The organism is Nocardia sp. NPDC049526, assembly GCF_044465765.1.
Lineage (GTDB): Bacteria > Actinomycetota > Actinomycetes > Mycobacteriales > Mycobacteriaceae > Nocardia.
Window position 1 is genome coordinate 64,833 of the sequence record NZ_JBITMA010000024.1, and the last position, 26,176, is coordinate 91,008.

General features: G+C 64.7%; 21 protein-coding genes and 3 pseudogenes. 15 read left to right on the top strand and 9 right to left on the bottom strand.

Annotation, left to right across the window (positions count from 1 at the left end):
* The first annotated feature begins 2 nt into the window (after positions 1-2).
* From ACIBW7_RS40875 to ACIBW7_RS40890, 4 genes and pseudogenes are all read left to right on the top strand, one after another.
* Positions 3-653 carry an SRPBCC family protein gene (locus ACIBW7_RS40875; RefSeq protein WP_397056128.1) on the top strand — a complete coding sequence of 217 codons (651 nt, stop codon included), beginning with the start codon at positions 3-5 and terminating at the stop codon, positions 651-653.
* Positions 650-1,849, top strand: coding sequence for a VWA domain-containing protein (locus tag ACIBW7_RS40880; RefSeq protein ID WP_397056130.1), 1,200 nt, complete (start codon positions 650-652; stop codon positions 1,847-1,849). The genes ACIBW7_RS40875 and ACIBW7_RS40880 overlap by 4 nt, the downstream gene beginning before the upstream one ends.
* Positions 1,850-2,012: 163 nt before the next feature.
* Positions 2,013-2,159 (top strand): annotated as a pseudogene (locus ACIBW7_RS40885) (hypothetical protein); the annotation flags it as partial.
* Positions 2,160-2,239: 80 nt separating this feature from the next.
* A pseudogene (locus tag ACIBW7_RS40890) lies at positions 2,240-2,398 on the top strand (acyl-CoA dehydrogenase family protein); the annotation flags it as partial.
* Here the strand turns inward: ACIBW7_RS40890 and ACIBW7_RS40895 are convergent.
* From ACIBW7_RS40895 to ACIBW7_RS40910, 4 genes are all read right to left on the bottom strand, one after another.
* Positions 2,385-4,079 (bottom strand): FAD-dependent oxidoreductase, encoded by a 1,695-nt coding sequence (locus ACIBW7_RS40895; protein ID WP_397056133.1) that lies wholly within the window; start codon positions 4,077-4,079, stop codon positions 2,385-2,387. The pseudogene ACIBW7_RS40890 and the gene ACIBW7_RS40895 sit on opposite strands and share 14 nt — an antisense overlap.
* A gap of 3 nt (positions 4,080-4,082) precedes the next feature.
* Positions 4,083-5,558 (bottom strand): flavin-containing monooxygenase, encoded by a 1,476-nt coding sequence (locus tag ACIBW7_RS40900; RefSeq protein ID WP_397056135.1) that lies wholly within the window; start codon positions 5,556-5,558, stop codon positions 4,083-4,085.
* A gap of 226 nt (positions 5,559-5,784) precedes the next feature.
* Positions 5,785-6,417 (bottom strand): YitT family protein, encoded by a 633-nt coding sequence (locus ACIBW7_RS40905; protein WP_397056137.1) that lies wholly within the window; start codon positions 6,415-6,417, stop codon positions 5,785-5,787.
* 245 nt (positions 6,418-6,662) lie between these two features.
* Entirely contained in the window at positions 6,663-7,238 is a 576-nt protein-coding gene (locus ACIBW7_RS40910; RefSeq protein ID WP_397056139.1) for a CGNR zinc finger domain-containing protein, read from the bottom strand.
* Between the two features lie 103 nt (positions 7,239-7,341).
* Here ACIBW7_RS40910 and ACIBW7_RS40915 point away from each other — a divergent pair, with 103 nt between their 5' ends.
* The 3 genes from ACIBW7_RS40915 (at position 7,342) to katG (ending at position 11,988) form a co-directional block, all read left to right on the top strand.
* The gene (locus tag ACIBW7_RS40915) at positions 7,342-8,517 is read left to right on the top strand and encodes an epoxide hydrolase family protein (RefSeq protein ID WP_397056141.1); all 1,176 of its coding nucleotides are present in this window, start codon (positions 7,342-7,344) and stop codon (positions 8,515-8,517) included.
* Positions 8,518-9,300: 783 nt separating this feature from the next.
* A complete protein-coding gene (locus ACIBW7_RS40920) occupies positions 9,301-9,717 on the top strand; it encodes a Fur family transcriptional regulator (protein ID WP_397056192.1) in 417 nt (138 codons plus the stop codon).
* 39 nt (positions 9,718-9,756) lie between these two features.
* Positions 9,757-11,988: a catalase/peroxidase HPI gene (katG, locus tag ACIBW7_RS40925; protein ID WP_397056143.1), complete on the top strand. Its 2,232-nt coding sequence runs from the start codon at positions 9,757-9,759 to the stop codon at positions 11,986-11,988.
* A gap of 82 nt (positions 11,989-12,070) precedes the next feature.
* Here the strand turns inward: katG and ACIBW7_RS40930 are convergent, their stop codons facing one another.
* Entirely contained in the window at positions 12,071-12,622 is a 552-nt protein-coding gene (locus ACIBW7_RS40930; protein ID WP_397056145.1) for a cysteine hydrolase family protein, read from the bottom strand.
* A gap of 174 nt (positions 12,623-12,796) precedes the next feature.
* Here ACIBW7_RS40930 and ACIBW7_RS40935 point away from each other — a divergent pair, with 174 nt between their 5' ends.
* From ACIBW7_RS40935 to ACIBW7_RS40945, 3 genes are all read left to right on the top strand, one after another.
* A complete protein-coding gene (locus ACIBW7_RS40935) occupies positions 12,797-15,055 on the top strand; it encodes a serine/threonine-protein kinase (protein WP_397056147.1) in 2,259 nt (752 codons plus the stop codon).
* 86 nt (positions 15,056-15,141) lie between these two features.
* Positions 15,142-15,501, top strand: a complete 360-nt coding sequence (locus tag ACIBW7_RS40940; RefSeq protein WP_397056149.1) for a DUF4913 domain-containing protein — start codon at positions 15,142-15,144, stop codon at positions 15,499-15,501.
* Positions 15,502-15,545: 44 nt separating this feature from the next.
* Positions 15,546-16,262 (top strand): metal-dependent hydrolase, encoded by a 717-nt coding sequence (locus ACIBW7_RS40945; protein WP_397056151.1) that lies wholly within the window; start codon positions 15,546-15,548, stop codon positions 16,260-16,262.
* Between the two features lie 305 nt (positions 16,263-16,567).
* On the opposite strand, the gene ACIBW7_RS40950 is transcribed toward ACIBW7_RS40945, so the two are convergent.
* On the bottom strand, positions 16,568-17,053 hold the full coding sequence (locus ACIBW7_RS40950) for a carboxymuconolactone decarboxylase family protein (RefSeq protein WP_397056153.1): 486 nt from the start codon (positions 17,051-17,053) through the stop codon (positions 16,568-16,570).
* Positions 17,054-17,220: 167 nt separating this feature from the next.
* Between ACIBW7_RS40950 and ACIBW7_RS40955 the strand changes: the two genes are divergently transcribed.
* Positions 17,221-18,153: an RNA polymerase sigma-70 factor gene (locus ACIBW7_RS40955; protein ID WP_397056155.1), complete on the top strand. Its 933-nt coding sequence runs from the start codon at positions 17,221-17,223 to the stop codon at positions 18,151-18,153.
* Here ACIBW7_RS40955 and ACIBW7_RS40960 read toward each other — a convergent pair.
* A complete protein-coding gene (locus tag ACIBW7_RS40960; protein ID WP_397056157.1) occupies positions 18,090-18,740 on the bottom strand; it encodes a recombinase family protein in 651 nt (216 codons plus the stop codon). The genes ACIBW7_RS40955 and ACIBW7_RS40960 overlap by 64 nt on opposite strands.
* A 169-nt stretch (positions 18,741-18,909) precedes the next feature.
* On the bottom strand, positions 18,910-19,890 hold the full coding sequence (locus ACIBW7_RS40965) for an AraC family transcriptional regulator (RefSeq protein ID WP_397056159.1): 981 nt from the start codon (positions 19,888-19,890) through the stop codon (positions 18,910-18,912).
* A 95-nt stretch (positions 19,891-19,985) separates the two neighbouring features.
* Here ACIBW7_RS40965 and ACIBW7_RS40970 point away from each other — a divergent pair, with 95 nt between their 5' ends.
* From ACIBW7_RS40970 to ACIBW7_RS40980, 3 genes are read left to right on the top strand one after another with little or no spacing between them, the layout of a single operon-like run.
* A complete protein-coding gene (locus ACIBW7_RS40970; protein ID WP_397056161.1) occupies positions 19,986-21,314 on the top strand; it encodes an SGNH/GDSL hydrolase family protein in 1,329 nt (442 codons plus the stop codon).
* On the top strand, positions 21,314-22,318 hold the full coding sequence (locus ACIBW7_RS40975) for an alpha/beta fold hydrolase (protein WP_397056194.1): 1,005 nt from the start codon (positions 21,314-21,316) through the stop codon (positions 22,316-22,318). The genes ACIBW7_RS40970 and ACIBW7_RS40975 overlap by 1 nt, the downstream gene beginning before the upstream one ends.
* 32 nt (positions 22,319-22,350) lie before the next feature.
* Positions 22,351-23,769, top strand: coding sequence for an MFS transporter (locus tag ACIBW7_RS40980; protein ID WP_397056163.1), 1,419 nt, complete (start codon positions 22,351-22,353; stop codon positions 23,767-23,769).
* A 117-nt stretch (positions 23,770-23,886) separates the two neighbouring features.
* On the opposite strand, the pseudogene ACIBW7_RS40985 reads toward ACIBW7_RS40980, so the two are convergent.
* Positions 23,887-24,941, bottom strand: a pseudogene (locus ACIBW7_RS40985) (Tn3 family transposase); the annotation flags it as partial.
* 195 nt (positions 24,942-25,136) lie between these two features.
* Between ACIBW7_RS40985 and ACIBW7_RS40990 the strand changes: the two are divergent.
* Complete coding sequence (locus tag ACIBW7_RS40990; protein WP_397056165.1) at positions 25,137-26,141, top strand: SMP-30/gluconolactonase/LRE family protein; 1,005 nt, start codon at positions 25,137-25,139, stop codon at positions 26,139-26,141.
* Positions 26,142-26,176 lie beyond the last annotated feature (35 nt).

Here is a 26,176-nt window from a genome sequence, read left to right on the forward strand (position 1 = left end):
CGATGAAGATCGCCAACGAGTTCACCGTCAACGCACCCGTCGAGCAGGCATGGGAGGTGCTGACCGACCTCGAACAGGTGGTCCCGCTCATGCCCGGCGCACAAATGGTCGGCTGGGAGGGAGAGGACTTCCTCGGCAAATTGAAGGTCAAAGTCGGCCCGGTGACCAGTGAATTCACCGGGAAGGCGAACTTCGTCGAACGCGACGAACACGACCATCGCGCCGTCATCAACGGCAGCGGCCGAGATTCACACGGATCCGGAAACGCCGCGGCGACCATCACCACACAACTGCGCGAAGACGGCGGCAAGACCCGCGTCACCGTTGACACCGACCTCAAGATCGTCGGCAAGCTCGCCCAATTCGGCAGCGGGATGCTGCAGCAGGTATCCGAGAAACTGCTCGGTCAATTCGTCACATCTCTCGAAGCGAAACTCGCGGCGGGCGATACGACCGTCGCGCAGACCGACGTTGGACCCGACAGCCGAGAGATGCGGCCGCAAACGGTCGCACAACCCGAGCCGGCACCACTGGACCTCGTCGGTCTGGTCGGGCCCACGATGATCAAGAAGTATGCGCCCGCGATCGCGCTCGGACTGGCGGCCGTGCTCGGAATCATCCTGGTACGCAGGCGGATGCGCGGGAAGCGATGACACGCGCGGTAATGCCGCGCGGCGTCGATCTGGCCGCATTCGCCGTCGCGATGGTCGCACGGTTGCGACGTGGTGGCGTCGCGGTCGCGCCGAGCGGGCCCGCGCTGTTCGTACAAGCCTTGCGCCGCATGGCACCGTGGTCGCGCACCGAACTCTACTGGGCCGCGCGACTCACGCTCGTCGACCGCATGCAGGATCTCGCCGCCTTCGACGCGGTCTTCGCGACGGTATTCGCCGATGCGGTGCTGGGTGTGGACCCGCCGAGCCGAACGCACGGATTGCCGACCGAACGAGTGTCGGCGCCGGGTACGGGCAGTCGGGGGCATATTCGGCAAGGTGGTGAAGTCCCGTGGGCGACACTGCAATCAGCGACCGACGCCGACCGATCGACCGACAAGGGTGTGACGCTGCCGGACGTACTGCCCAGCAGATTCGCGGCACGAGCACAGGAACCCTTCGACCACTTCGATCCCGACGATCTGCGGGTAGTCGGGGCCTGGCTCGAGCAGGCATCGGCGCACTGGCCGCAGCGGCGCACCAGGCGCTACGAAAACCATCCGCACGGCAAGCGGATCGGCTTCCGGGCGACGATGAACAACTCCCGCCGCACCGGCTGGGAGTCGGCGGTCCTGGTCCGCACCCGCCCCCGTAGCCGCCCGCGCCGGATCGTCATGATCTGTGACGTCAGCCGCTCCATGCGGCCGTATTCGACGATCTACCTACACCTGATGCGAGCCGCGATGCAGCGCCGGACACCCGATCGACCCGAGGTGTTCGCCTTCTCCACCTCGCTGACCAGGCTGACCTCGGTGCTGGCGCACCGTTCCCCGGACGTCGCGATGACCCGGGCCAACGACAAGGTGGTCGACCGCTACGGCGGCACGCATATCGGACGGTGCCTCGGCACGCTGCTCGCCACTCCGTCCGGCAACGCGGTGCGCGGCGCCGTCGTCGTCATCGCATCGGATGGCTGGGACAGCGACACCCCCGATGTCCTCGCCCGTGCGATGGCCCGGATCCGGCGCCGGGCTTGGCGCGTGATCTGGCTCAATCCCCGTGCGGGCGACTCCCGATTCCAGCCGACCACCGGTGCGATGGCGGCCGCCCTGCCATACTGCGACATCATGATGCCCGCGCACACGCTGGCGGGCATGCAGGCGTTCCTGCAAACCCTGGCATCGGCGAATGTCACCTGATGGGAATACCGACCCGGTCGACGCACACGCACCGGTGACAAGGCGGAAGAAACGGCGATAGTCTTCCTCCGCGCCGCCGGATCCCGCCTTCAGCCGGCGCGCCGTTGCCGAAAGACCTTGTCGAGACTTCGGAAGTTGTTATGCGCGAACGGATTTCGTAACGATGCAATATCGCCCCTCGGCCGCCGAGCTACTGGCAGCACTCGCCGAACTCCTCGAGGACACACTGCTGCCCGCACTCGATCCGGCATTGCGGCACCAGGCGCGAGTCGGGGCCAATATCGCGCGGATCGTGCAGCGGGAGCTCGAACTCGGTGATGAGGGCGCGCAACTGGAGCGGGATCTGCTGGCAGCGGTACCCGACGGCGACGATGCGGCGCTCTGGCAGACCTCGGCTACTCCCGCCACACCCCGTTCGAACACATCTACCGTCACCACCGCCGCTACCGCATCACCGAGGGCACCGAAGAAATCCAGATGCGTCGCATCGCGGGCTATCTCTTCGGGTTCATGAGTCAACGTGAACCCAAAGGCGTCAAACCGGAGTAATCGGCAACCGAAGCGCGCCCGGCGCCGAATCCGGCACCACCGGATTCTTCGGCGCGATCGCATCGATCCGCTGATACGGCGCCCCCAACGACGGACGCTGATCGTCTTCACCCTTGTTCGGCCACAACGACATCGCGCGCTCGGCCTGCGCGGTGATGGTCAGCGACGGGTTCACCCCGAGATTCGCCGAGATCGTCGAACCATCCACGATGTGCAGCCCCTCGTAGCCGTAGAGCCGCTGATACGGGTCGACCACGCCGGTATCGGGGGAGTCGCCGATCGCGCAACCGCCGATGAAGTGGCCGGTGATCGGGATATTGGCCATCTCTGTCCAGGAGCCCTGCGCAATGCCGTTGATCTTCTCGGCGACCCGCCGCGTGACCTCGTTCCCCTCCGGAATCCACGCCGGAGGCGCTTGTCCCGCACCCGGTTTGGTGGTCATCCGCTTTCCGAACAGACCGCGCTTGTTATAGGTGATGATCGAATTGTCGACGTTCTGCATGACCAGCAGCCCGATCATCCGCTCGGACCAGTGCGCCGGATTGTGCATGCGCAGCAGATCCCGCCGATACCGCACCATCTCCCGCAGACCGAGCACCCAGCGACGCTTACCCTCCTGCCCGTCGACCAGCACCGTCGTCAACAGACCCATGAAATTGCTGCCCTTGCCGTAACGCACCGGCTCCACATGGGTGTAGGAGTTCGGATGGATCGACGAGGTGATAGCGACCCCCTTGGTGAAATCCGAATCCTTATCGCGCGTTCGCGCCGCCAGCACCGCCTCGGAATTCGTGCGCGCCAGATGACCCAGGCGCGGCGAAATGTTCGGCAGCACACCGCGATCCCGAAGATCGTGCAGCAGCTGCTGGGTGCCGAGCGCGGCCGCGGAGAACACCACCTGATCGGCGGTGAAGGTCTGCTTCGCCTTACGAACCCAGCGTCCGGTGCGTACGGTCTCGATCGCATACCCGCCACCGGACAGTGGCCGCAACGACACCGCGGTCGTCAACGGATGCACGGTCGCGCCCGCCTGCTCCGCCAGATACAGATAGTTCTTCACCAGGGTGTTCTTCGCGCCGTGCCGACACCCGGTCATGCACTCACCACAATGGGTACACGAGCGCCGCTCAGGCCCGATACCACCGAAGAACGGATCCGCGACCGCTGCCCCGGGCCGAGTGTCCTTATCCGCGAACAACACTCCGACCGGCGTGCGACGGTAGGTATCGCCGATACCCATATCCTCGGCGACCTCCTGCAGCACCCGATCCGACGGGGTGGTCGCCGGATTGGTCGTCACCCCCAGCATGCGCTTGGCCTGGTCGTAATGCGGTGCCAGCTCGGACTTCCAATCGGTGATATGCGACCACTGCTTATCGCCGTAGAAGGTGTCCGGCGCCTCGTACAGCGTGTTCGCGTAAACCAGCGAACCGCCACCGACACCGGAACCGCTCATGATGAAGGTGTCGTTCAGCAACGTCATCCGCTGAATACCGAAGCAGCCCAGTTTCGGCGCCCACAGGTACTCGCGCAAATGCCAGGAGTTCTCAGCGAATTCGTGATCGGCGAAGCGCCGCCCGGTCTCCAGGACACCGACCCGGTAGCCCTTCTCGGTCAACCGCAGCGCCGTGACACTGCCACCGAAGCCGGAACCGATCACCAGCACGTCATAGTGCGTCATGGATTACCTTCCGGTGCGAACAAGCTCGTAGTCGCGGACATCGAAATGCGTCCGCTTGTCGTATTCACTCATCCGGCCCGGCCAGTTCGTCGTCACCCGACCGCTGGCCTCCCGATACCAGCTGGTGCACTTGGTCCACACCGTATGTTCGAGCCGCCCCTGGATCTCCTCGTCGAACCGCGCCTCCACCTCGGGCTTGACCGACAGATAACCACCGGCCCCGCGCAGATGCTCGACCGCTTGGCGCAGATAACGCGCCTGCCGCTCGTGCATGTAGATGATCGAACCCGCGCCGAGGTTGGTATTCGGCCCGTACATGATGAACATATTCGGGAAATGCGGCACGGTGAGGCCCTGGTAGGCTCGCGCACCGCCCGACCACACCTCGCGCAGCTCCTTGCCACCGATCCCGCGAATCGTCATGGGCGCCAGGAACTCCGTGGCCTTGAATCCGGTGCAGTACACGATCACGTCGACCTCGTACAGCGTGCCGTCCTCGGTGCGCACACCGGTCGGCGTGATCTCGGCGATATGCGAGGTCTCGACGTGCACATTCGGCTGCGACACCGCCGGGTAGTAGTTGCTCGCCATCAGCCCGCGCTTACAGCCCGCCTCGTAATCCGGCGTCATCTTCGCCAGCAATTCGGGATCGGAGATCTGCGAGGCCCGATGCCGGTCCGCCCACCCGGAGATCACATCGGCGATTCGGCCGTTGCCTTCCAGCCCCGAAGTCACCAACTCGTAGAACGAATACCAGCCGAACCGCTCCGCGCGCTGGATCAGCGGGAACTTCGTCACGATCGACAGTTTGTCGAGCGCGTTGAGTTTAGGTGGCGCGTAATAGCTTTCGATCTTCGGAATGATCCACGGCGCCGACCGTTGGAAGACGGTCAACTGTCCGACCTTCGGCTGAATCGCCGGAATGATCTGAATCGCACTCGCACCGGTGCCGATGATCGCGACCCGCTTACCGGACAGCTCGACATCGTGATCCCAGCGTGCCGAATGGAAGGCATCGCCGGTGAACGAATCCATGCCCGGAATATTCGGCCACACCGGACGCGACAGCTGACCCACCGCGGGCACGAAGACATCGGCTTCGAGCAGCTCACCCGCGGTCGTGCGCACCTGCCAGATGCCACGGTCGGCATCGAAGTCCGCCGAGTCGACCTCCACCCCGAACCGCATGTGCTTGTCGAGGTCGTAGCGGCGCGCGACATCATGCATGTAGGTGAGGATGTCGGGCTGCTCGGCGAAGCGCTTCGGCCAGTACGCATTGGGGGCGAAGGAGAACGAGTACAGATCCGACGGTGCGTCACAGGCGGCGCCCGGATACGTATTGTCCCGCCAGACCCCGCCGAGCCCGTCGGCCTTATCGATAACGGTGAACGCGTCGTAGCCGCGGCGCTTGAGCTCCAGCGCGGCCGCGAGGCCGCCGAATCCGGCGCCGACGATGAGCACGGACGGAGTGCTAGTCATGTCGATAACTGTATGAACGGTGACGCGGTTGCCGAGAGAGCGCTGCGGCCAGGAAATCAACATTTTCGGCCATCAAGTGATGACATCATTTGTCACAGTGACGATTTACGGTGGGGTGACAGGAAGGGCGAAGAGGAGTGGTCCGGCGGTATCTTCTTGCCACCGAGGGCAATTCGGACATCGGCCGCCAGCGTCGAGGCGGCCGCACCGATTCGACCGATTGCGGTCAAGGCGCCGCCGGTACGACATCGGGCTCAGCCTTGCGATCAACATGAAATCCCGGCAGATAGCGATTCGCGAACGGAATCAAGACCTGAATCAGCGGACCGATGCCGAACGCATAGACCACCGTGCCGATGCCGACGCTGCCGCCCAATAGCCAGCCGGTCGTCAATACCGATACTTCGATCCCGGTACGCACCAACCGCACCGACCATCCGGTCCGGCGGACCAGTCCAGTCATCAGTCCATCTCGCGGCCCGGGCCCCATACCCGCGCCGATATACAGCACCGTAGCCACCGCGTTCAAAACCACCGCGGCACCCATCGCGCCGACCCGCACCGGCAGGACATCCCAGTCCGGCAACATCCACAACCCGACATCGACCGACACACCGATCACCACGACATTGCTCACCGTGCCAAGACCCGGCCACTGCCGCAACGGAATCCATGCCAACAACACCGCGACTCCGGTCAGGGCCGTCACCGCCCCGAAACTGATCGGCACATGCGCGGCCACCCCTTGATGAAACACATCCCACGGATCCAACCCGAGCCCGGCCCGAATCATCACCGCCATCGAAAACCCGTACAACCACAACCCGACATAAAGCGCCACCAGCCGCCGAACCAACATCACCCCAGCCTGCCGCCGACTGGACCCGCAAAACAGATCCAATCATCAACCACTGGCCTCATAGCCAGAAACCAATCCAATCCGGCGAGCCCTCACACAACCCCCTTGAATCGTCAACGCGACGATTCAAGGGGCACGTTGATGGAAGGCAACGGATGGCTCTTAGTGCTGCCGTTGGGGTGCGCACCCAACGCGACAGATGTGTCGCAGACGTGGGGCCCACCTGGATGTATCGAGGGTAACGATTACTTTGCCGAGTTGGGGTTTTTGCGCTGGTTGGCATTGAAGCGCGCTTTCTTCTGACGATTCCCGCACGTGTTCATGTCACACCATTTGCGGGTGCGACTTTGGCTGGTGTCGAAGAAGGCGGCTCGGCAGGTCGGCGATGCGCACAAGGCCAATTTTCCGTCTCGTTCGCCTGCGATGATGCTGATCGCGTCGGCGGCGATCACGCCTAGGGCATCTTCTACGCAGGAAGCCGAGCTGAGTCGCCATCGCCGATTGCCCTCGGGCGTCAGGACAGCCGCGGCCCGACCCTGAATGCTGCAGTCATTGATGACTTGGACAGCAGACGCGGGGAGAGCGTCTTGGATCGCGGCCGCTGTCGCGGCGGCATGAATTGATTCCCTCAGTTCCCGAGCGAGTTCGAGCTGGGCGATAGTGCAGGAGTCCACGGCGAGGCCGTTCACCGCCAACCAGTCGATGAGTCGCTGCGGCGTGGGAATGCGCTCCACAGCGGTGCCATGACGCTCCGACAGAGTCCCCGTGAAGCTGGTCGCTAGCACGGTACCAAGGCGAAAGTCAGGAAACCCAGCACGCATGGAACCACCTTAGCTGGTTGCACGCCGACACGGAGACATGTTAGAACCGTCTTAGACGGTTCTAGATAGGTCTTAGCCGGTTCCACGACGATCAGGAGGTCTGATGCCCCGCCCAACCAACGACGTGCAAGCATTTGAAGCCCACGCAACTGACGCTGACCTCGACGATCTACGCGCGCGATTAACCGCGGCTCGACTGCCGGAAGCCGAGACGGTCTATCGCGCCGCGCCCGACCCTCGCCGATGGGAACAGGGCGTTCCTCTCGCCGACCTCGTCGATGTCGTGAACTACTGGCGCACCGGGTACGACTGGCGGTCGTTCGAAGCGCGCCTCAACCGGATCGGCCAGTTCCGCACGACCATTGATGATCTGGGAATCCACTTCCTGCACCGCCGATCCGCGCGCGCGGATGCCACTCCTCTGATCTTGACGCACGGCTGGCCAGGCAGCATTGCCGAGTTCATCGATGTAGTAGACGAGCTGGCAGATCCGAAAGATCCAGACGCGCCGGCGTTCCACGTCGTGGCCCCGTCGCTACCAGGCTTCGGTTACAGCGACAAGCCGGCCACCACCGGGTGGGGGATCGAAAAGATCGCGGCCGCATGGGTGGAACTGATGGGAAGGCTCGGCTACCGCAAGTTCGCAGCCCACGGTGGCGACTGGGGAGGTGTGATCACCACGGTCCTCGGCGGCAGGTTCCCGGAACACGTTCTCGGCATCCACACATTGACCCCGCAGGCACCGCCCGGGTTGACAACGGACGGGCTGACGGCGGCCGAGCGCACATGGACCGAGGAAACCCGCGATTTCTGGGGCGGGCGCCACGCGGCGTACGCGAAGCAGCAGGCGGCACGACCGCAGACCATCGGCTACTCGCTCGTCGATTCACCAGTCGGGCTTCTCGCCTGGATCCTCGACAAGTTCGCCGAGTGGACAGATACCGAAGACAGCCCGTTCGAGACGATTTCCAGAGACCGCATTCTCGACGACGTCACCCTGTATTGGCTTACACGGACCGGCGCATCGGCAGCCCGCATTTACTACGAAAGCCACAACTCGCTCGACCCCGAACTTCGGGTCGACGTCCCGTCAGCAATCAGTGTGTATCCCCGCGACATCGAGAAGTGTCCGCGCCCCTGGGCGCAGGAGCGGTTCCGGCAGATCGTCCGATGGAGGGCGCCCGAAACCGGGGGACATTTCCCGTCGCTGGAGGTTCCCGAGTATTTCGTCAAGGATCTGCAAGAAGGCCTCGCGGCAGTGCTGGCAGCTGATCGGTGAACGCGGCCGGATGCCGGGAGAATTAGTCCGAGGATCTGAGCTGCGCGCCGAATGCTCGGCCCGGCGAGGGCTCTAGCTCATCGCCCACCACGGCGAAGAGCAGGCACCAGCCTCGGCCCGGCCGGCCGCGCTCGTCGAATCCCCAGCCTGCCGCCGACTGGACCCCCAAAACAGATCCGATCAATCACCAAGCCGTGCCTGCATAACCAGAAACCAATCCAACCGGAGGCCCCCCATATGGACCCTTAAATCGTCACTGTGACGATTTAAGGGTGGCGGCAAGGCGAAGAGGGGAGTCGAACCCAAACGATCCAGATCCGAGACTTCGAACGGATTCAATATTTTCCGCCAAAATCAGGGATCAACCGGAATATTTACATCAACAGAATCGGACATCGAGGGGACATCACACATCCACAGCACATGGTTCCGTGCACAGAACACCCGGTAGCCAGCCAGCCGCTCAGCAAGCGAAGTCCGAAATCCCATACCTGCCAACGTCATACAACACGAATCGCCCGCTTCCAGCACCTCCGTTGTAACGCCGATAATCAACATTATGTCAGGTAAATGCCATGGCGATGACCGCTCACAGTTCATCCGCCGCTCCCCTCCCGATAACCACGACCTCGGACCGTCAGCGGATTGTGGATTGATCAGACACGACAGGCCCAGAGAGCAGCGGAAGTTGTGGGATCGTCTCGAGATTTCGCAAAACCCTCCCCGTGAAGACTTGAATGAGTCATACTCTTGAATGTGTCCACGAATTCGGAATTCGAGCGTATGTTGCGCGGGGTGTCGCTGCGCGTTACGGCGCCGCGGGTTGCCGTGCTGACTGCCGTGCACGAGCATCCGCACTCCGATACGGACTCGATCCTCGGTCATGTGCGCGCGACACTCGGTGCGGTATCCCATCAGGCGGTATACGACGTGTTGCGCGCACTGACGGCCGCCGGTCTGCTGCGGCGCATCCAGCCGATGGGATCTGTCGCGCGCTACGAAACGCGAGTCGGCGATAACCATCACCATGTGGTGTGCCGCTCGTGCGGCGTCATCGCTGATGTCGACTGCGCCGTCGGCGAGGCGCCCTGCCTGACCGCATCACACGACAACGGATTCGTACTCGATGAGGCCGAGGTCATCTATTGGGGCCTGTGCCCCGACTGCTCGGCAGCGCAAATGTCCGGATCACACCCGTGATCACAGCCCGATTCACTCACTCCCCCGAAAGGAAATGCCGTGCCTGAGGAACATCCGCCCATCGGAGAGGCCAATACGGAACCCGCCGCCGGTGGTTGCCCCGTTACATCCGGTCGCCTCAAGTCCCCGGCCGAGGGCGGAAGCAACCGTGACTGGTGGCCGAACCAGCTCAATCTCAAGATCCTGCAGAAGAATCCGGCCGTAGCCAACCCCATGAACGCGGACTTCGACTACGCCGCGGAATTCAAAACCCTCGATCTGGCTGCCGTGAAGGCCGACATCGTCCAGGTTATGACCACCTCGCAGGAGTGGTGGCCCGCCGACTTCGGTCACTACGGACCGTTCTTCATCCGGATGGCCTGGCATGCCGCGGGTACCTACCGGATCAGCGACGGCCGCGGCGGAGCCGGCGCCGGTATGCAGCGGTTCGCCCCGCTCAACAGCTGGCCCGACAACGGAAACCTCGACAAGGCCCGACGCCTGCTGTGGCCGGTCAAGAAGAAGTACGGCAAGAAGCTCTCCTGGGCCGACCTCATGGTCTACGCGGGCAATGTCGCGCTCGAAGACATGGGCTTTCCGACCTTCGGTTTCGGCGGCGGCCGCGTCGACCAGTGGGAGCCCGAGGAGGACGTGTACTGGGGTCCCGAGCAGACCTGGCTCGGCGACGAGCGCTACACCGGCACCCGCGATCTCGAAAACCCCTTGGCCGCAGTCCAAATGGGTCTGATCTACGTCAACCCCGAAGGCCCCAACGGCAATCCGGATCCGCTTGCCGCGGCAGTCGACATCCGTGAGACGTTCCACCGCATGGCCATGAACGATATCGAGACGGCGGCGCTGATCGTCGGTGGCCACACCTTCGGCAAGACCCACGGCGCCGGCGATGCCGGGCTCGTCGGGCCCGAGCCCGAGGCCGCCCCGCTCGAGGAGCAGGGCCTGGGTTGGAAGAACGCCTTCGGCACCGGCGTCGGCAAGGACGCGATCACCTCCGGCCTGGAGGGCACCTGGACGCCCACCCCGACCAAGTGGGACAACAGCTTCCTCGAGACACTGTACGGGTACGAGTGGGAGCTGACCAAGAGCCCGGCCGGTGCGAACCAGTGGATCCCCAAGGACGGTGCAGGCGCGGGCACTGTGGTCGATGCCCACGACCCGTCGAAGTCCCACACTCCGGTCATGCTGACAACGGACCTCTCGCTCCGGATCGACCCGATCTACGAGCAGATCACCCGGCGCTGGCTCGAGCACCCCGAGGAGCTCACCGAGGAGTTCGGCAAGGCCTGGTACAAGCTCACCCACCGCGATATGGGCCCGAAGGTCCTCTACCTCGGGCCGGAGGTGCCGGAAGAGACGCTGCTCTGGCAGGACCCCGTCCCTGCCGCCGACTACGACCTCATCGGCGCCGCCGATATCGCCGCACTCAAGAGCCAGATCCTGGCTTCGGGTCTGACTGTCGCACAGCTTGTTTCGACCACGTGGGCGGCGGCAGCGTCGTTCCGTGGCAGCGACAAGCGCGGTGGCGCCAACGGCGGACGCATCCGCCTGCAGCCGCAGGCCGGCTGGGAGGTCAACGAGCCCGACGAACTCGCCCAGGTGGTGCGCGTTCTCGAGGGCATCCAGGAGTCCTTCAACTCCGCCCAGACCGGGAACACCCGGGTGTCCTTCGCCGACCTCGTCGTGCTCGGCGGCGCCGCGGCCGTCGAGCAGGCAGCCAAGAACGCCGGCTACGACGTCGAGGTGCCGTTCACCCCGGGTCGCACGGACGCCACCCAGGAACAGACCGATGTGGAGTCCTTCTCCGCGCTCGAGCCCAGCGCGGACGGTTTCCGCAACTACCTCGGGAAGGGTAACCGGATCCCGGCCGAGTACCTGCTGATCGACCGGGCGAACCTGCTCACCCTCAGCGGCCCCGAGTTGACCGTCCTCATCGGTGGTCTGCGCGTCCTCGGCGCGAACCACAAGCAGTCGCCGCTGGGCGTATTCACCGCGAACCCGGGATCGTTGACCAACGACTTCTTCGTGAACCTGCTCGATCTGGGCACGAAGTGGGAGCCGTCGGCCACCGATGACGGAACCTACGAGGGCACCGACCGCGCCACCGGTGCCGTCAAGTGGACCGGCAGCCGCGCCGACCTGGTCTTCGGGTCGAACTCGCAGCTGCGCGCCCTCGCGGAGGTCTACGCGACCGACGACTCGAAGGAGAAGTTCGTCAACGACTTCATCGCCGCGTGGGTCAAGGTGTCGAACCTGGACCGGTTCGACCTGGTGTGATGAAGGAGGAATGACCGACCGATAAGGCCGGTCGTCCCCCGTGCGGTGCCCCCGTGAACTCCTATAGTTCGCGGGGGCACCGTCATTCGAAGCGCACGTTCTTCGTCTCGGCGACAGCGGCCGTCCGTCCCGGTGCGGTCTGGTAACGCCAGTACAGATTTGTGTGCGCGATGACCTGCTCCGGGGCCGGCGCGCCCCATTCGCTCTTGTCGAATGTGGTGTGCCCGTCGCTGACAAGTGTCACGTCGTATCCCCGCGCGAAGGCGCCATGGATCGTGGACCGGATGCAGGCATCGGTCTCCGCACCGGTCACCACGAGACGCCCGACCCCGGCCCGCGCCAGCACCTCCGCAAGCTCGGTATCCTCGAACGAATCGCCGAACTTCTTATGTACCAACGGTTCCGACTCCGCACGCACCAACTCCGGGACGTATTCCCACGCAATGGTCCCCGGTACGAGCTCCTCGCTCGAGTGCTGCACCCAGACGATCGGAACACCGTCCTGCCGGGCCTTCTCGACGAGCGTGCCGATATTCGCGACCACCGTGTCCCGCTGATACGCCTCCCCCACGACACCGTTCTGCACGTCGATCACGATCAAGGCGGCATTCGGTCGATCCGACAGCGTGCTCATGACGGTCTCCTCCTACTGGTCGAAAGGCGCTGGTCCGCACGATCACTCAACTACGAATCGAGCGCCGGGACCAGCCCGGCGATCCACATCGGTGGCGAAGATCAGCAGCGGACGACGATAATCGAATATTCTCGGTTCTGTCCGGGACACCAACCTTGATCGAGTGAGCCGACGATGAATACCCAGCTCGGCGCGGTACCACCTGAGCACGGTGGAGATCGCGCGATGGCTGCTCAGGCCGTATTGGCCAGGGCGGTCGCCGATTTCGCGGGTGAGTGGGAGGCCGCGGGCGAACCACCCGAGCTGACCCCGCATCTGCCCACCGAAACCGCACTGCGGCGGTCGGCGCTGATCGAGTTGATCAAGGTGGATCTGCATCACCGGTCGATCCGCAAAACGGCCGAAAAGCGCCTCGACGAATACCTGGCCGAATTTCCCGAACTCCACACCGCCCCACTGCCTCCGGATCTGATCTACGAGGAGATCACCGCGCGCCGCCAGTTCGATCACGATCTGGATCTCACCGAATACGACCAGCGGTATTCGCAGCAGATGGCGCGGATCGCCGACCGCCTCGATGGCGATCACTTCCGGACCACCGTCCTGACCGATCCGGCCGCGCTCGCGACGCTCGACTCCATCAATCCCGGTGCGACCGTTGACGATTTCGATATGTTGATCCTGCTCGGCCAGGGTGCGTTCGGCCGGGTCTTCCTGGCGCGGCAGCGATCGATGCAGCGGCTCGTCGCGGTCAAGATCTCCCATGATCGCGGTAGTGAGGGTCAGACGCTGGCCCGGCTCGATCACGAAAACATCGTGCGCGTCTTCGATCAGCGTCGGATCGCCGATCAGCACTTGAAATTGATGTACATGCAGTACGTTCCGGGCGGCACCCTGCTCGGCGTACTGCGGCTGCTGCGCCGCACCGGAGCCGAGGGAAAGTCCGGTCGACTACTGCTCGACGCCGTCGACGCGGCGGCCGCCAGCGGCGGGGTGCTCGAACCGCAGCCATCCGCCACCCGTACCGAGCTCGCACGGCTGAGCTGGCCGGAAACCGTTGCGTGGCTGGGTAGTCGACTCGCCTCCGCATTGGAGTACGCCAACCGTGCCGGTGTGCTGCACCGCGATATCAAACCCGCCAACGTACTGCTCACGGTCGACGGGCAACCCAAACTCGCCGACTTCAATATCAGCTTCAGCCGTCACATCCCCGGCGCCAGCCCCGCCGCCTACTTCGGTGGCTCACTGGCCTACATGTCCCCCGAGCAGCTCGAGGCCTGCCATCCCACCATGGTGACCACCGCCGCCGACCTCGACACCCGGAGTGACCTGTACGCACTCGCGGTCGTGCTGTGGGAACTGCTCACCGGCCGACTCCCCTTCGACGACGAACGCGGTGCGGGCGAATCGGATACCTCACTGGAACGGATGATCGAACTGCGTCGCCAGCCGGTCCCCGACCGCTTCGCCGCCGATATCCCGCCGGACTGCCCGCCGGTACTGCAGCATGCCCTGCTCACCTGCCTGTCCCCCGATCCCGCCGACCGCTTCGCCACCGGCGCCGAATTCGCCAGTCAGCTCGATCTCACCCTGGACCGCACCGCCCGCGATCTCGTCGACCCGCCGGCGCGCAGTATCCGCGCCAAACTGCGGATGCGGCCGATGCCGGTGGTGACGCTGTCCAGCATGCTGGGGCAATTCCTCGGCATGCTCTATCTTTCCGCGCACAACACGCGCCTGCTCGATGCACAACTCACCGCGGAGGCCAGCGCCCAACTCCAACGTCTCGCAACACTGCTCGGCGCGATCGGCTATCCGATCGGGATTCTCGCGCTGCTGTATTGGTGCCGTCTGGTGTTCCTGGTTCCCGACGGACTGCGGCGCGGTAAGCATTTCGACGAGCAGACCCTCGCGCGGGCGCGCACCGATACGCTCGCCTGCGGCGACCGCATCGCGGTGGTCGGGTTCGCCGGGTGGGCATTGTCGCTGGTGATCTTCCTGACCCAGCTGCATTACACCGCGGACCTGTCCACCGGATTCACCATCAACCTCATCGCATCCCATCTGGTCGCGGCCGCGGTCGCGGTGGTGTACTCCTACTTCCCGGTCACCTTCTTCGTATTGCGCTGGTACTACCCGGGTTTGCTCGGCACCGCACAGACCTCCCCCGACGACGCCATCCGATTGCAGCGGCTCATCCGACGCAGCCGGATCTACCTCGGCATCGCCGCCTCGGTACCGCTGATCGGGGTGGCGGGCGGTCTGGTCTATCTCGATGCGGCACAGCAGCAGACGGTAATCGGTCCCATCGTGATCCTGTGCGTGGTCAGCCTTTTCGCATTCGTCGGCGCGCTGCGCGTGTTCTACGCACTGGAATCGGATCTGCACGCCCTCGATCGCATTGTAAATCCGCGTTCGCGGCGCTCCGCATAGCTATTTCAAAGGTTTCCCAAAGGACCTCAGCAGATTTCGTGACTACTCTCGAAGCTGTTTGGAATGCCACTGTCCTCGGGGGCGCCATGAAAGAGCAGCGGACACAGGTCTATGGATCGGTCGTCGAGTTCGTCGAGAACTACCTGTCCCAGGTCTATCGGCGCAAAGTAGCCGACAACGGTCTGGCCTGGTGCCCGGAATGGTGGCGGCACACCGAAGCCGTGGCCCGGCTGGAGGCGCTCTGGCAATCCTGGGAACTCTATCGGCTCAACGCCGAATTGGGCCTGTCACTTTGGTTTCTAGACCATGCAGACAGCCATATGGACATGCTGTTCGACCCGAACGGACCGTTCGCCGGCTGTTCCATGCACAACGGGCACACCGATCGCGTCTGGCCACTCTCGGTGAAATCTCCTCCCCCCGATACGTTTTCACCAGCTGGTTAGTCTCGTTTGTTTGAAATCGGTTGTGGTCAACTAACCTTCATGTAGTGCTAGGACATTCACATGCGACCAGCGGCGCTTTCGCCTGGTCGGTGGCAGCGGCGACGCTGCCCATCTCGGCGTTGGTCTATCCGGTATTGCCAACTGGCAACGCCCATCTCGGTGCCGTCGAGGTATTACTCGGCACCTTCCTGACGGCGGGTGCCGCGCTGCTGCCCGATGCGGACCATCCGAACGGCACCATCGCGCATGTGCTCGGCCCGATCTCCTATCACCTGTGCCGCTTGATCTCCTGGATCTCCGGTGGACATCGGCACGCCACACACTCGTTCGCGTTCGTGATCGCCGTCGCCTACGGGACCTGGGCGGGTGAGCATTGGCTCGGAAGATATTTCACACTCGGTTTGGTGTTCTTCCTGCTCGCACTGGCGGTGCGGGCACTGCATCTGTGTCCCTCCGGCGAGGGCATCGAGGCGTGGGGCACGGTCATAATCCTCGCCGTGGCAGGGACGTTCGCGATGGATCACTGGATCACCGATAAACCGGCGTGGTTGCCGTTCGCTGTCGGACTCGGGGCCCTGGCCCATCTCGCCGGTGATTGCCTCACCGATAAGGGGTGCCGACTGTTCTGGCCGTTCCCGCTGCGTACTTGCGTGCCGGTGATCGAACGGACCGGGAACAAGGTCGAAACCTGGATTCTGTCACCGCTTTTCACGCTGGCCACGCTTGCTGTCCTCTGGCACGTCTTCTCGGTCAATCCCTAGGACCAGTCGCTGCGCCCGCCGATGATGCCTCGGCTGGCGCAGCGACTGGAGGCTCCCCTGGTCTGTGCGGTCTTTTGGGGTGTGGCGTTGGTGAGATGGGAGTTGGAGAGTTACATAGTTCAATACGCATATCTATATAATCAGATGTTTTTCAAGCGCACTGAAGATTGTAGTTCCACCGGATTCGTTCCTTGTGAACCGATCTCGGTCCCCCGCGACGTCGTCCAGAGCGCTGCTGCACGTCTGCGCGCTCCCCCATCCGCGGACCCGGCCCGAACGATCCTGGGCCGGGATCCGCGCATGGATCAGCTCGCTACGCTCTCGAACGTGCCGGGCACGTACGAGCCGCCCTTGGTCTGCGTAATCACCAGGAGCCGGTTGGCGGCGTTGATCATGGCGACCAGGTAGACCAGCGCGGCGATCTGATCATCGTCGTAGTGCTTACGCACCTGAGCCCAGGTCTCGTCGGACACACCGCGATTCGCGTCGGCGAGTCGAGTACCCTCCTCCGCGAATGCCAGCACGGCCTGCTCAGCCTCACTGAAAACGGTGGACTCACGCCAAGCCGCGACCAGGTTGATCCGAACCGCGGGTTCGCCGGCGGCCGCCAGCTCTTTGGTGTGGGCGTCGACGCAGTAACCACAGCCGTTGATCTGGCTGGCGCGCAACTCCACCAACTCCACCGTGGACTTCGGCAGCGACGACTGCATGATCGCCATGCTCGTGTTGGCGAACCGCTTGCCGATCTTGGCGCCGAGCTCGTTGTTGTTCAGGTTGAAACGGGGTTCCATCACTTCGGTCCTCACTCGTGGTGTTGATTCGAACGACCATGAGACGGCGGCGCCCCGATTCACATAACACCGCTTCGATGTGACGCACACCACCACTGCCCCGCTGTTACGAAACGGCAGGATCGGACGTCTGATGGGTGACATTCGAGAGTGAACAGGAGCCGCCCATGTCCGGCATATCGCAGACCACGCCCGCCGACCACGGCGAGAGCAGCAGCGACCGTCCGGATCCCGCGACGAAAGCATTCGTCGCGCACCGCAACTTGCTGTTCACCGTCGCCTACGAAATGCTCGGCTCGGCCGCCGACGCCGAAGACGTCCTCCAGGAAACCTGGCTGCGGTGGGCAGGCGTCGATCTCGACACGGTGCAGGATCAACGCGCGTATCTGGTCCGAATCACCACCCGTCAGTCGCTCGACCGGCTGCGCGCGCTCGGTCGCCGCAAAGAGTCCTACGTGGGCCCCTGGCTGCCCGAACCGCTGCTGACCGCACCCGACGTCGCCGAGGACATCGAACTGGCCGACAGCGTCTCGATGGCGATGCTGTTGGTATTGGAGACCCTCACGCCCGTCGAGCGGGCGGTGTTCGTGCTGCGCGAAGTATTCGATCTGGAGTATGACGAGATCGCCGAAGCGGTCGACAAGAGCCCGGCCGCGGTCCGCCAGCTCGCGTACCGGGCTCGGTCACACGTCGCCGCGCGCCGACCACGCGAGGTGGTCTCCGCAGCCGAAACCCGAGACGCGCTCGCAGCATTCCAGCGAGCCGTCGAAACCGGCGAGCTCCAAAGTCTGCTCGACATTCTCGCACCGGATGTCGTCTTCCTCGGTGACGGTGGCGGACTCGCACAGGCCGCGCTGGTGCCCATCGTCGGGGCCGACGCGGTAGCCGGCCTCCTCTCCGCCGCGCTCGGTAACCTCACCGCGAGGTCGGCACAGCCTGCCTTCGTCAACGGCCACCCGGCGCTGATACTGCGATTCGACGGCGCGATCGATGCCGTCATTGCGGCGCGAATCGACGACGGCCTCATCACCGGGATCTACTCCGTGCGCAATCCCCAGAAGCTGTCGCGTTTGCAGCGCGAGACCGCCCTGCACCGCTGACGCGGCGGGGAAGCAACGACCTCCCGAACCCACGGTGTCGAGCCCAGCCCTCCCCTGCTCTCCCTGCATGAACCATCCACTCTGTAGGGGTTCCGGTAGTAATCGCGCGAAAAACACCCGGCGCCACCACGACCCCGACGAGACGGCCTTTCGCGCGGGCCTTCGCCATCCCCCCGCAAATGGTTCAGGTTCGCCTCGAACTCGGCGACCAGGGCGGGGATTTGCAGGAACAGTTTGCCGAACGGGTCGTTCCAGTCGTAGATCTGGCTGCCGAGGCCGAACAGGACATCGCGCTCGCGCAGGCTGGTCATGATCTCGCCGGCCTCGGCCATGTTGCGGGCGAACCGGTCGAATTTCGTCGTTGTCAGCACCACTTGCCGGTTCGTGACCGCCGCGGCGGCGGAAGTGACGGCCGTCAGCGCGTTGTTCAGCCCGGTGCGGTTCTTGCGGGTGGTGCCGGAGAATCCTTTGTCGACGAAGATCCGTTCATGCGGCACGCCGAGGGAGATCAGCTGGTCGGTTTGAATCTCGACGTCTTGTTCGTCGGTGGAGCAACGCACGTCTCCGACGCGGAAGGGTTCGACCACACCTGGTTATCGTTCCATATGACGGCGGATCACCGGGACACTCCAACGGAACACTGTCGACCAGGGCCGAAGTCTTCGCATGGTGGTGTTCCGCTGGCCGGTCGGCTACCGGAACACCACCCTCGGAGATCGTCGCCAAACCCGTGGGCCGCCTGAGCCGGGTTGCGCGTCATCCGCCCGGCCGGTGTTCAGAGCGTCCAGCGACGTGCGACAAGGTTTCCGTTTGCACAGCGGCGGGAGGCCGCTCGTGGCGGTAGTGGTTCGGGGGGCGGCCGAATTCGCGTTTGAATGCTTTGGAGAAGGCGTATTCGGAGCTGTATCCGCAGCGGTGGGCGATGGTTTGGATGGGGGTGTCGCTGCGGCGCAGGAGGCGGGCGGCTGTGGTCATTCGCCACCAGGTGAGGTAGGTCAAGGGTGGCTGGCCGACGGCGGTGGTGAAACGTTTGGCGAAGGTGGCGCGGGAGATTCCGGCTCGGGTGGCCAGTCCTTCGACAGTCCAAGGATTTTCGGGTTGGCGGTGGATGTGGTGCAGGGCGGTGGCGATGGCCGGGTCGGTGAGCGCGGTGGCCCATCCGATGTCGGTGTGGTCGGCATGTTCGTCGAGCCAGGTCCGGAGCACGTGGAGCAGCAGCATGTCGATGAGTGCGGGCAGGATGGCGTCGGTGCCCGAGCGTGGCTGGTGTAGTTCGGTACCGAGCATGTCCACGGTGGCGCGCAGCGCCGTGTGGTCGCCGACTCGGGCGGGCAGGTGGATTTCCGGTGGCAGGGTGTCGAGCAGTGGGTGCGGCCTGACCAGGTCGAAGGTGTAGCAGACGCACAGCATTTCGGTGGCGGCGCCGACGCCGGGGATATCGAGTTCGATCACGGAGTAGCCGTCGGCTTTGTTGGGCTGGAAGTCGATGGCCGGGCTGCCAGGTTGGTCTGCGAGTGTGTGGGCGTGTCGGGGCCCGGTGAACAGGATGTCGCCAACGCCCAAGGCGGTGGGGGGACCGGTGGCCGGGATCAGGGTGCAGCCACCTTGCAGGACGATATGGCAGCAGGCTGCATCGCTGGCAGCGAATCGCACCCCCCAGGGCGCGCGGCAGGTGCTTCGCCCGGCGTAAGGCTGGCCGGCCCGCATGGCGGCGAGCACGTCGCTGAGAACATCCACGAAGCTATCCTATCGTCGGCGGCGTCAGACGATCAGACAAGAAATCCGGACAATAAGCCATTCATCATCTGAAGTCGGATTCATAGTGTCGTGTCGTGGATGAATTCAAGATCGCTGAACATGGTCGTGGAGCGACGGTTGATGACGCCGATGCAGGCCGCGCAGCGGCGTCGATCGGGCCGGTGAATGACGCCCGGTGGGGCGCGGCGTGGTCGACTTCGCTGCAGCGACCCAGCCTGGGCTTCGACCCGAACTGGTCGGTGCAGGGCTTCGCGAATCAGACACTGCGACAGGTGGTCCGGCTCACCGCGGGCGGTGACCTGCTCCGCGTTCGGCTGTCGAACGTCTTCGGGCACACGCCGCTGTCGGTTACCGCCGCGACCGTGGCCCTCAGCAGAGGCCGCGCAGCAGTCCGGATAGACACGGCTCGACCCCTCACCGTCGGCGGGGAGGCTGCGTTCGCGATCCCGGCCGGTGAGGAGGTCGCGAGCGATCCGGTGGTGTTCCGGTCGGCGCCGCTGGATTCGGTTGTGGTGAGCATGTATTCGGCCGCGCCGACCGGCCTCGCCAGTTATCACGCGCAGGCCCTGGCCACCAGCTACCGCGCGGCCGGGGATGCGTGCGCCGACGGCTCGGGCCGGCTGTTCACCGAGACCTCACGTTCCTGGTATTTCCTCAGCGGCGTGGATGTGGCCGGCGGTCCGGCGCGCCCGCCCGGCATCGTCGTCTTCGGCGACTCCCTGACCGACGGGTCGTTCAGCACCCCGGACGCCAACCGGCGATTTCCGGACATCCTGGCCGAGCGGTTCATCGCTGCGGGCAGGCCGCGCGCGGTGTTGAATCACGGCATCGGCGGCAACCGGCTCACCGTCGACTCGGCGTGGCTCGGTGCGAAGGCGACCTCCCGATTCCGCCGAGACGTACTATCCCAGCCAGGCATCGGCACGGTCGTTGTCCTGTTGGGTATCAACGACATCGGCATCAGCGAAGCCGCTAACATCGCGCCGCTGCCGATCTTCGAGCCCTACACCGAGGTGTCCGCCGACGAGGTCATCGCCGCGCACCGCGACTTGGTGGCTCAAGCCCATATCGCCGGCCTGCGGATGGTCGGTGCGACAGTGCCGTCCGCGAAACCGTCCCCGTTCTCCACCGCGCGGAGCGAGGCCAAGCGCGCCGCGATCAATACATGGATCCGGACCTCCAGTACATACGACGCGGTCGTCGACCTCGACGCCGCCTTGGGCTCGCCCACCGACCCGGATCGGCTGCACGCCGACTATGACTCCGGCGATCATCTGCACCCCAACGACGCCGGGTACCGGGCCATGGCCGAAGCGATCGACCTCGCCACCCTCGACCCGACCCCAACCGGCTCGAAATCGCCAGCACCCCACCATGTTCCCACCGAAGGAGTGAATTCGTGATGACCGAAATCCGCACCGCAGCGCCCGCGGGCCAGATCGAGCACCGCACCCTCGACGTCAACGGCCTGCGCATGCATATCGCCGAAGCGGGGTCCGGGCCGCTGGTGCTGCTGCTGCACGGCTGGCCCGAATCGTGGTACTCCTGGCGGCATCAGATTCCCGTGCTCGCCGCGGCCGGGTACCACGTCGTCGCCCCAGACCAGCGCGGTTACGGCGACACCGATGTCCCCGAACGCGTCGAGGACTACGCCATCGATCATCTCGCCGGCGACGTCACTGGGCTCATCGATGCCCTCGGCGAGCAACGCGCGACGGTAATCGGCCACGACTGGGGCGCCATCGTCGCCTGGGAGACGGCCAAAATGCGCCCGGAGCGCATCACCGCGGTGGCTGGACTCAGCATTCCCGACCGGTTCGCCGAACCCCAGGGCAGCGCGGCCACCCCTATCGCCGATCTGCACGCCGCGCTCGGACCGGCCTTCTACATTGTGCACTTCCAGCAGCCCGGCATCGCTGACACCGCATTGGAATCGGCCCTCGAGCACGACCCGGAGGGACTGTTCCGCAGAATCTTGCGTACCGCCTCGGGTGACGGGCCGGGATGGACCGGGATGGTTCCCGACGGCGGCACGATCGTCGATTCCCTAGCCGCCGACACACCGGCGCTACTGGCCTGGGAGGGCGAGCAGGACGCGAAAACCTATGCGTCCCAATTCCAGAAGTCCGGCTTCACCGGCGGAATCAACTGGTACCGCAATCTCGACCGCAACTGGAAACTATCAAAAGATTGGCGGGACAACGATGTCCACGCACCCGCCCTCTACCTCATCGGCGGCCGCGACGGCGCGCTGACACTGCCGCAATCTCAGCGACTGATGTCCGGCGACAGCGGTTTCCGCAACCTGCGCGAGACCGTCGTTCTCCCCGAGGCCGGCCACGCCATCCAGCAAGAACGGCCCGACCAGGTCAATGACGTACTCACCCGGTTCCTGCGATCGCTGTGAACCCCGGCCGAAACACTCACCACGGACTCTTCATGCCTGATTCTCCGCGGCCGCGGCACATACTCGCCCTTGCGCTGCTGGCCTTCGCACAGTTCGTCATCGCCATCGACTACAACATCGTCTACGTCGCTCTCCCCGACATCGGCCACGCACTCGGCTTCTCCTCCCAGTCGCTGCAGTGGGTGGTCAGCGCGTACGCCGTCGGTCTCGGTGGATTGCTGCTTCTCGGCGGACGAGCAGTCGACCGGTTCGGCCAACGGCGCGTGTTCATCGGCGGCCTGACCCTATACGGCACATCCTCACTGCTCGGCGGCCTGGCGGTGGCACCCGGCATGCTGATTGCCGCCCGCGCTATCCAAGGACTCGGCGGCGCCCTGCTCACCCCGGCCACCCTCGCGCTCATCGCCACTGTCTTCCCCGAGGGATCACCACGTAATCGTGCGATGGCCGTGTGGGGCACCGCCGGCGGCGCCGGCCTCGCCGCTGGCTCTCTGCTCGGTGGTGTTCTCGCCAGCAGCCTTGGCTGGCAATGGGTGTTCTATGTCAACGTTCCCCTGACCGCGGTCGCCGTGCTCGCGGCACCGCGCCTGCTGCCCGCCGATCCGCCACCAAGTACCCGCGACGGATTCGACCTTCCGGGAGCTCTGGTCGCGACTCTCGGCGCCTGTCTGCTGGTCTTCGGGTTGGCCGCCGGACCCGAGGCCGGTTGGACGAGCCCGCGCGGCATCGGCGCCATCGGGGCCGGCGCCGGTCTGCTCGCAGTGTTCGTACTCATCGAGCGGCATACCCGCGACCCGCTGATGCCGCTGCGGCTGTTGCGGATCCGCAGCCTCGCCACTGCCATGGCAGTGATGTTCATCTTCATGGGCACACTCAGCGGCCAGTACTACGTCTTCACCACCTATCTGCAGGACGTGCTCGGCTTCGACGCACTGCACGCCGGTCTGGCGTTCCTCCCCCTGACCCTGATCGCCATCGCATCCACCGAACGGTTGGTGGCTCCGCTGTTGAACCGCTGGGGCCTGCGCACCACACTGTCGGTCGGATTGCTGATCAACGCCCTGGGGATGGGCGCATTCACCATCGGAATTGCCCCGGGCGGCTCCTACTGGGCGCTGGTGCCCGGGATCATCGTGTGGGGCGCAGGCTCATTCACCTACGCGACGATGTTCGTGGCCGCCGCGTCCGACGCCCCACCCGCCCAGCAAGGCGTCGCATCCGCACTCGCCAACACCGCCCTGCAGATCGGCGGCGCCGTCGGCCTAGCAGTCCTCGTCGCCATCACCAACACCACCAACGAGCCCACGACCACATCTGGCATCACCACCGGCCTACGCACCGCCAGCTGGACAGCCGCCGCAGCGCTACTGTGCGCAGCCGCGATCGCCGCCACGCTCAAACCATCGGTTGCGGCTACCACCGCCGAGCAACACGAACAAATGCAGCCGTAATTGGACACAGTCCGAATCATCGCCGACTCGTCGGCCGGGCGTTTGCCCGGACCGAATGTAACGCAACTCGGTGTGCCGCACCGAGATACGGAAGGCTTCTCAAGGGCGTAGGGGCGGTGCGCCCGATTCCTTCAGCGCCGCAGCGAGGGCGTTCTGACGGGTCGACGCGGACAGCTTGCCCACCAGCAGCGACGCGGTGGCGTGCCCGAACTTCAGTGATCCGGCCAACCTGAGCAGGTCGTCGTAGTGCTCGGCGATCAGGTCCAGATTCAGCTTGCGGGTCAGCAGCGGGCCCGCGTGCGGGAACCGGGCCTCGGCGTCGGCGCGCGAGGTCGGCCGGTACAGGGTAATCTCGCCCAGATCCCAGATCCCAGATCCCAGGTGAGAGCTGCATGCCCAGAAGATCGAACCATGCGAAGTTCACTACGGTGACCCCGTGGGTGTCGGTGGCGTGTTCGGTGATCGGCACATCCGCTGCGTTACCGAGGATTTCATCCAGCACGTAGTGCGCTTCGCGGCGGGTGGTGACGATGACCTTGGTTCCGTGGGTGGTGTGCTGGTCGGTGCCATGGGTGTAGGTGGACAGCCCCTCGTCGGCGAAGAAGTGATTCACCGCGCGTGCAGTGGTGGACTTGCCGCACGTAGGGAACCGCTGCCCGTCCGACGACAGCGTGCCCGCACCGAAAACGCTGGTCAACGGGAGCCGCTGGTGGTAGCCGATGATCGCCAGGTTCGCCGCCCGCAGCGTCTCCTCCCGTACATACCACTCCGCTGTCCAGGTGAGAATGTCGTAGGAGATGCCCGTCGCATCGGCATCCGGTCAGGCCGAGATTCGTGGCGCCAGCCAGCAGTATCGCGATCAGGTTGCGTTTGAGTTCCGGTGTGCGGGTTTGCTTTCCACCGGCATGAGTGAAGCAGTCCAGGTAGCCGGTGCGTTTGTCCAGTTCGATCAACAGCGACACGATCGGCGCGAACGGCAGCATCTCGGTCAGCTCGGCCTTCAGCGCCGTCGCCTCCGACGGGATGTCTTCCGCGGTCAACGGTGAGATCGCCAGATCACCGGCCCCGTCCAGGCGCACCGGACCATCACCAGCGGCCAGCACGGTGTCCAGCTCGTCGAGGGCCTGATGCCATTCGTCGGTGAGCTCGGCCAGCGCGCGAGCCGGATCCGCCTACACCGACTCGTCCCCCGTTATCCGAGGGGCGCCCCTTCCCTTTCTCTGCTGCGTTCGGCGAAGCCGGACGTATGTTATTGCCGTTCCGTCGAAAGGGGATACATGTTTAGATGCACATATCTACGTATGGAGATGTAATAGTTGAGGGTCGGTTCTCGACGGCCGGTCGTCGGCCCCGGGATAAGGTGAGCCATGGTCGCCGGATCGACAATGCAGCCGCAGCGCTGGACGCCACCGCCTGCCCCACCCCGGGCTCGCGAAACACGTAGTGCCATACCACTTCCCCAGATCACGCGATTGGAACTGCCCGGTGCGGCACCCGAGGATGTGGTGCGCACCGGCGAGGGGCGAATCATTGCGGGAGTCGATGACGGTTCGGTCTACAGCATCGATCCCGTGGCCGGCACGGTGAGCCTGCTGGCGAATACCGGCGGCCGTCCGCTCGGTATGCATGCCGATGCCGATGGGTCGCTGCTGATCTGCGATTTCCATCGCGGCCTGTTGCGGCTGGACAGCGCGGGCGCGATCGAGGTGCTCGTGGACGAGGTCGACGGCGAACCACTCCCCTTCGCCAGCAATGTGGTTCGCGCCGCGGACGGCACCATCTACTTCTCCTCCTCGTCGCGTCGTTATCCGCTGGACGAGTGGATGGGTGACCTGCTGGAGCATTCCGGCACCGGCCGGCTGTTCCGCCTCGATCCGTCCGGCAAGCTCGAAACCCTCATCGACGGACTGCAATTCGCCAATGGCGTCGTCCTGTCCCCCGACGGCTCCAGCGTGCTCGTCGCGGAGACCGGCGCCTACCGCGTGACCCGCTACTGGCTCACCGGGCCGAAGGCGGGCACCTACGACCGCCTGATCGAGAACCTGCCCGGCTTCCCGGACAATATGGCTCTCGGCAGCGACGGTCTGGTGTGGATCACCCTGCCGTCACCACGAAATCCATTGCTGGACCGTCTGCTTCCCCTGCCCGGCATCCTACGTCGGATCGTCTGGGCGCTACCGGAATGGGTACAACCCAAACCGCCGCGCACCGCCTGGGTGATGGCCGTCGACTTCGACGGCAAGGTCGTGCACGACCTACAGGCCGAGGGCACCGATTACGCGATGGTCACCGGAGTTGTCGAACACGACGGCATGCTCTACCTCGGCAGTCTCACCGAAACCGCGGTCGGAGTCAGCCGCATCCCGTCCTAGGCCGCCGCTTCCGACACGAAATTTCAGTGAACAAT

Coding starts and splice junctions, on each gene's coding strand:
- ACIBW7_RS40875 (WP_397056128.1), top strand. CDS start 3: ATGAAGATCGCCAACGAGTTCACCGTCAACGCACCCGTCGAGCAGGCA.
- ACIBW7_RS40880 (WP_397056130.1), top strand. CDS start 650: ATGACACGCGCGGTAATGCCGCGCGGCGTCGATCTGGCCGCATTCGCC.
- ACIBW7_RS40990 (WP_397056165.1), top strand. CDS start 25,137: ATGGTCGCCGGATCGACAATGCAGCCGCAGCGCTGGACGCCACCGCCT.
- ACIBW7_RS40895 (WP_397056133.1), bottom strand. CDS start 4,079: ATGACGCACTATGACGTGCTGGTGATCGGTTCCGGCTTCGGTGGCAGT.
- ACIBW7_RS40900 (WP_397056135.1), bottom strand. CDS start 5,558: ATGACTAGCACTCCGTCCGTGCTCATCGTCGGCGCCGGATTCGGCGGC.
- ACIBW7_RS40910 (WP_397056139.1), bottom strand. CDS start 7,238: ATGCGTGCTGGGTTTCCTGACTTTCGCCTTGGTACCGTGCTAGCGACC.
- ACIBW7_RS40935 (WP_397056147.1), top strand. CDS start 12,797: ATGAATACCCAGCTCGGCGCGGTACCACCTGAGCACGGTGGAGATCGC.
- ACIBW7_RS40905 (WP_397056137.1), bottom strand. CDS start 6,417: ATGTTGGTTCGGCGGCTGGTGGCGCTTTATGTCGGGTTGTGGTTGTAC.
- ACIBW7_RS40955 (WP_397056155.1), top strand. CDS start 17,221: ATGTCCGGCATATCGCAGACCACGCCCGCCGACCACGGCGAGAGCAGC.
- ACIBW7_RS40975 (WP_397056194.1), top strand. CDS start 21,314: ATGACCGAAATCCGCACCGCAGCGCCCGCGGGCCAGATCGAGCACCGC.
- ACIBW7_RS40915 (WP_397056141.1), top strand. CDS start 7,342: ATGCCCCGCCCAACCAACGACGTGCAAGCATTTGAAGCCCACGCAACT.
- ACIBW7_RS40940 (WP_397056149.1), top strand. CDS start 15,142: ATGAAAGAGCAGCGGACACAGGTCTATGGATCGGTCGTCGAGTTCGTC.
- ACIBW7_RS40950 (WP_397056153.1), bottom strand. CDS start 17,053: ATGGAACCCCGTTTCAACCTGAACAACAACGAGCTCGGCGCCAAGATC.
- ACIBW7_RS40920 (WP_397056192.1), top strand. CDS start 9,301: ATGTTGCGCGGGGTGTCGCTGCGCGTTACGGCGCCGCGGGTTGCCGTG.
- ACIBW7_RS40980 (WP_397056163.1), top strand. CDS start 22,351: ATGCCTGATTCTCCGCGGCCGCGGCACATACTCGCCCTTGCGCTGCTG.
- ACIBW7_RS40930 (WP_397056145.1), bottom strand. CDS start 12,622: ATGAGCACGCTGTCGGATCGACCGAATGCCGCCTTGATCGTGATCGAC.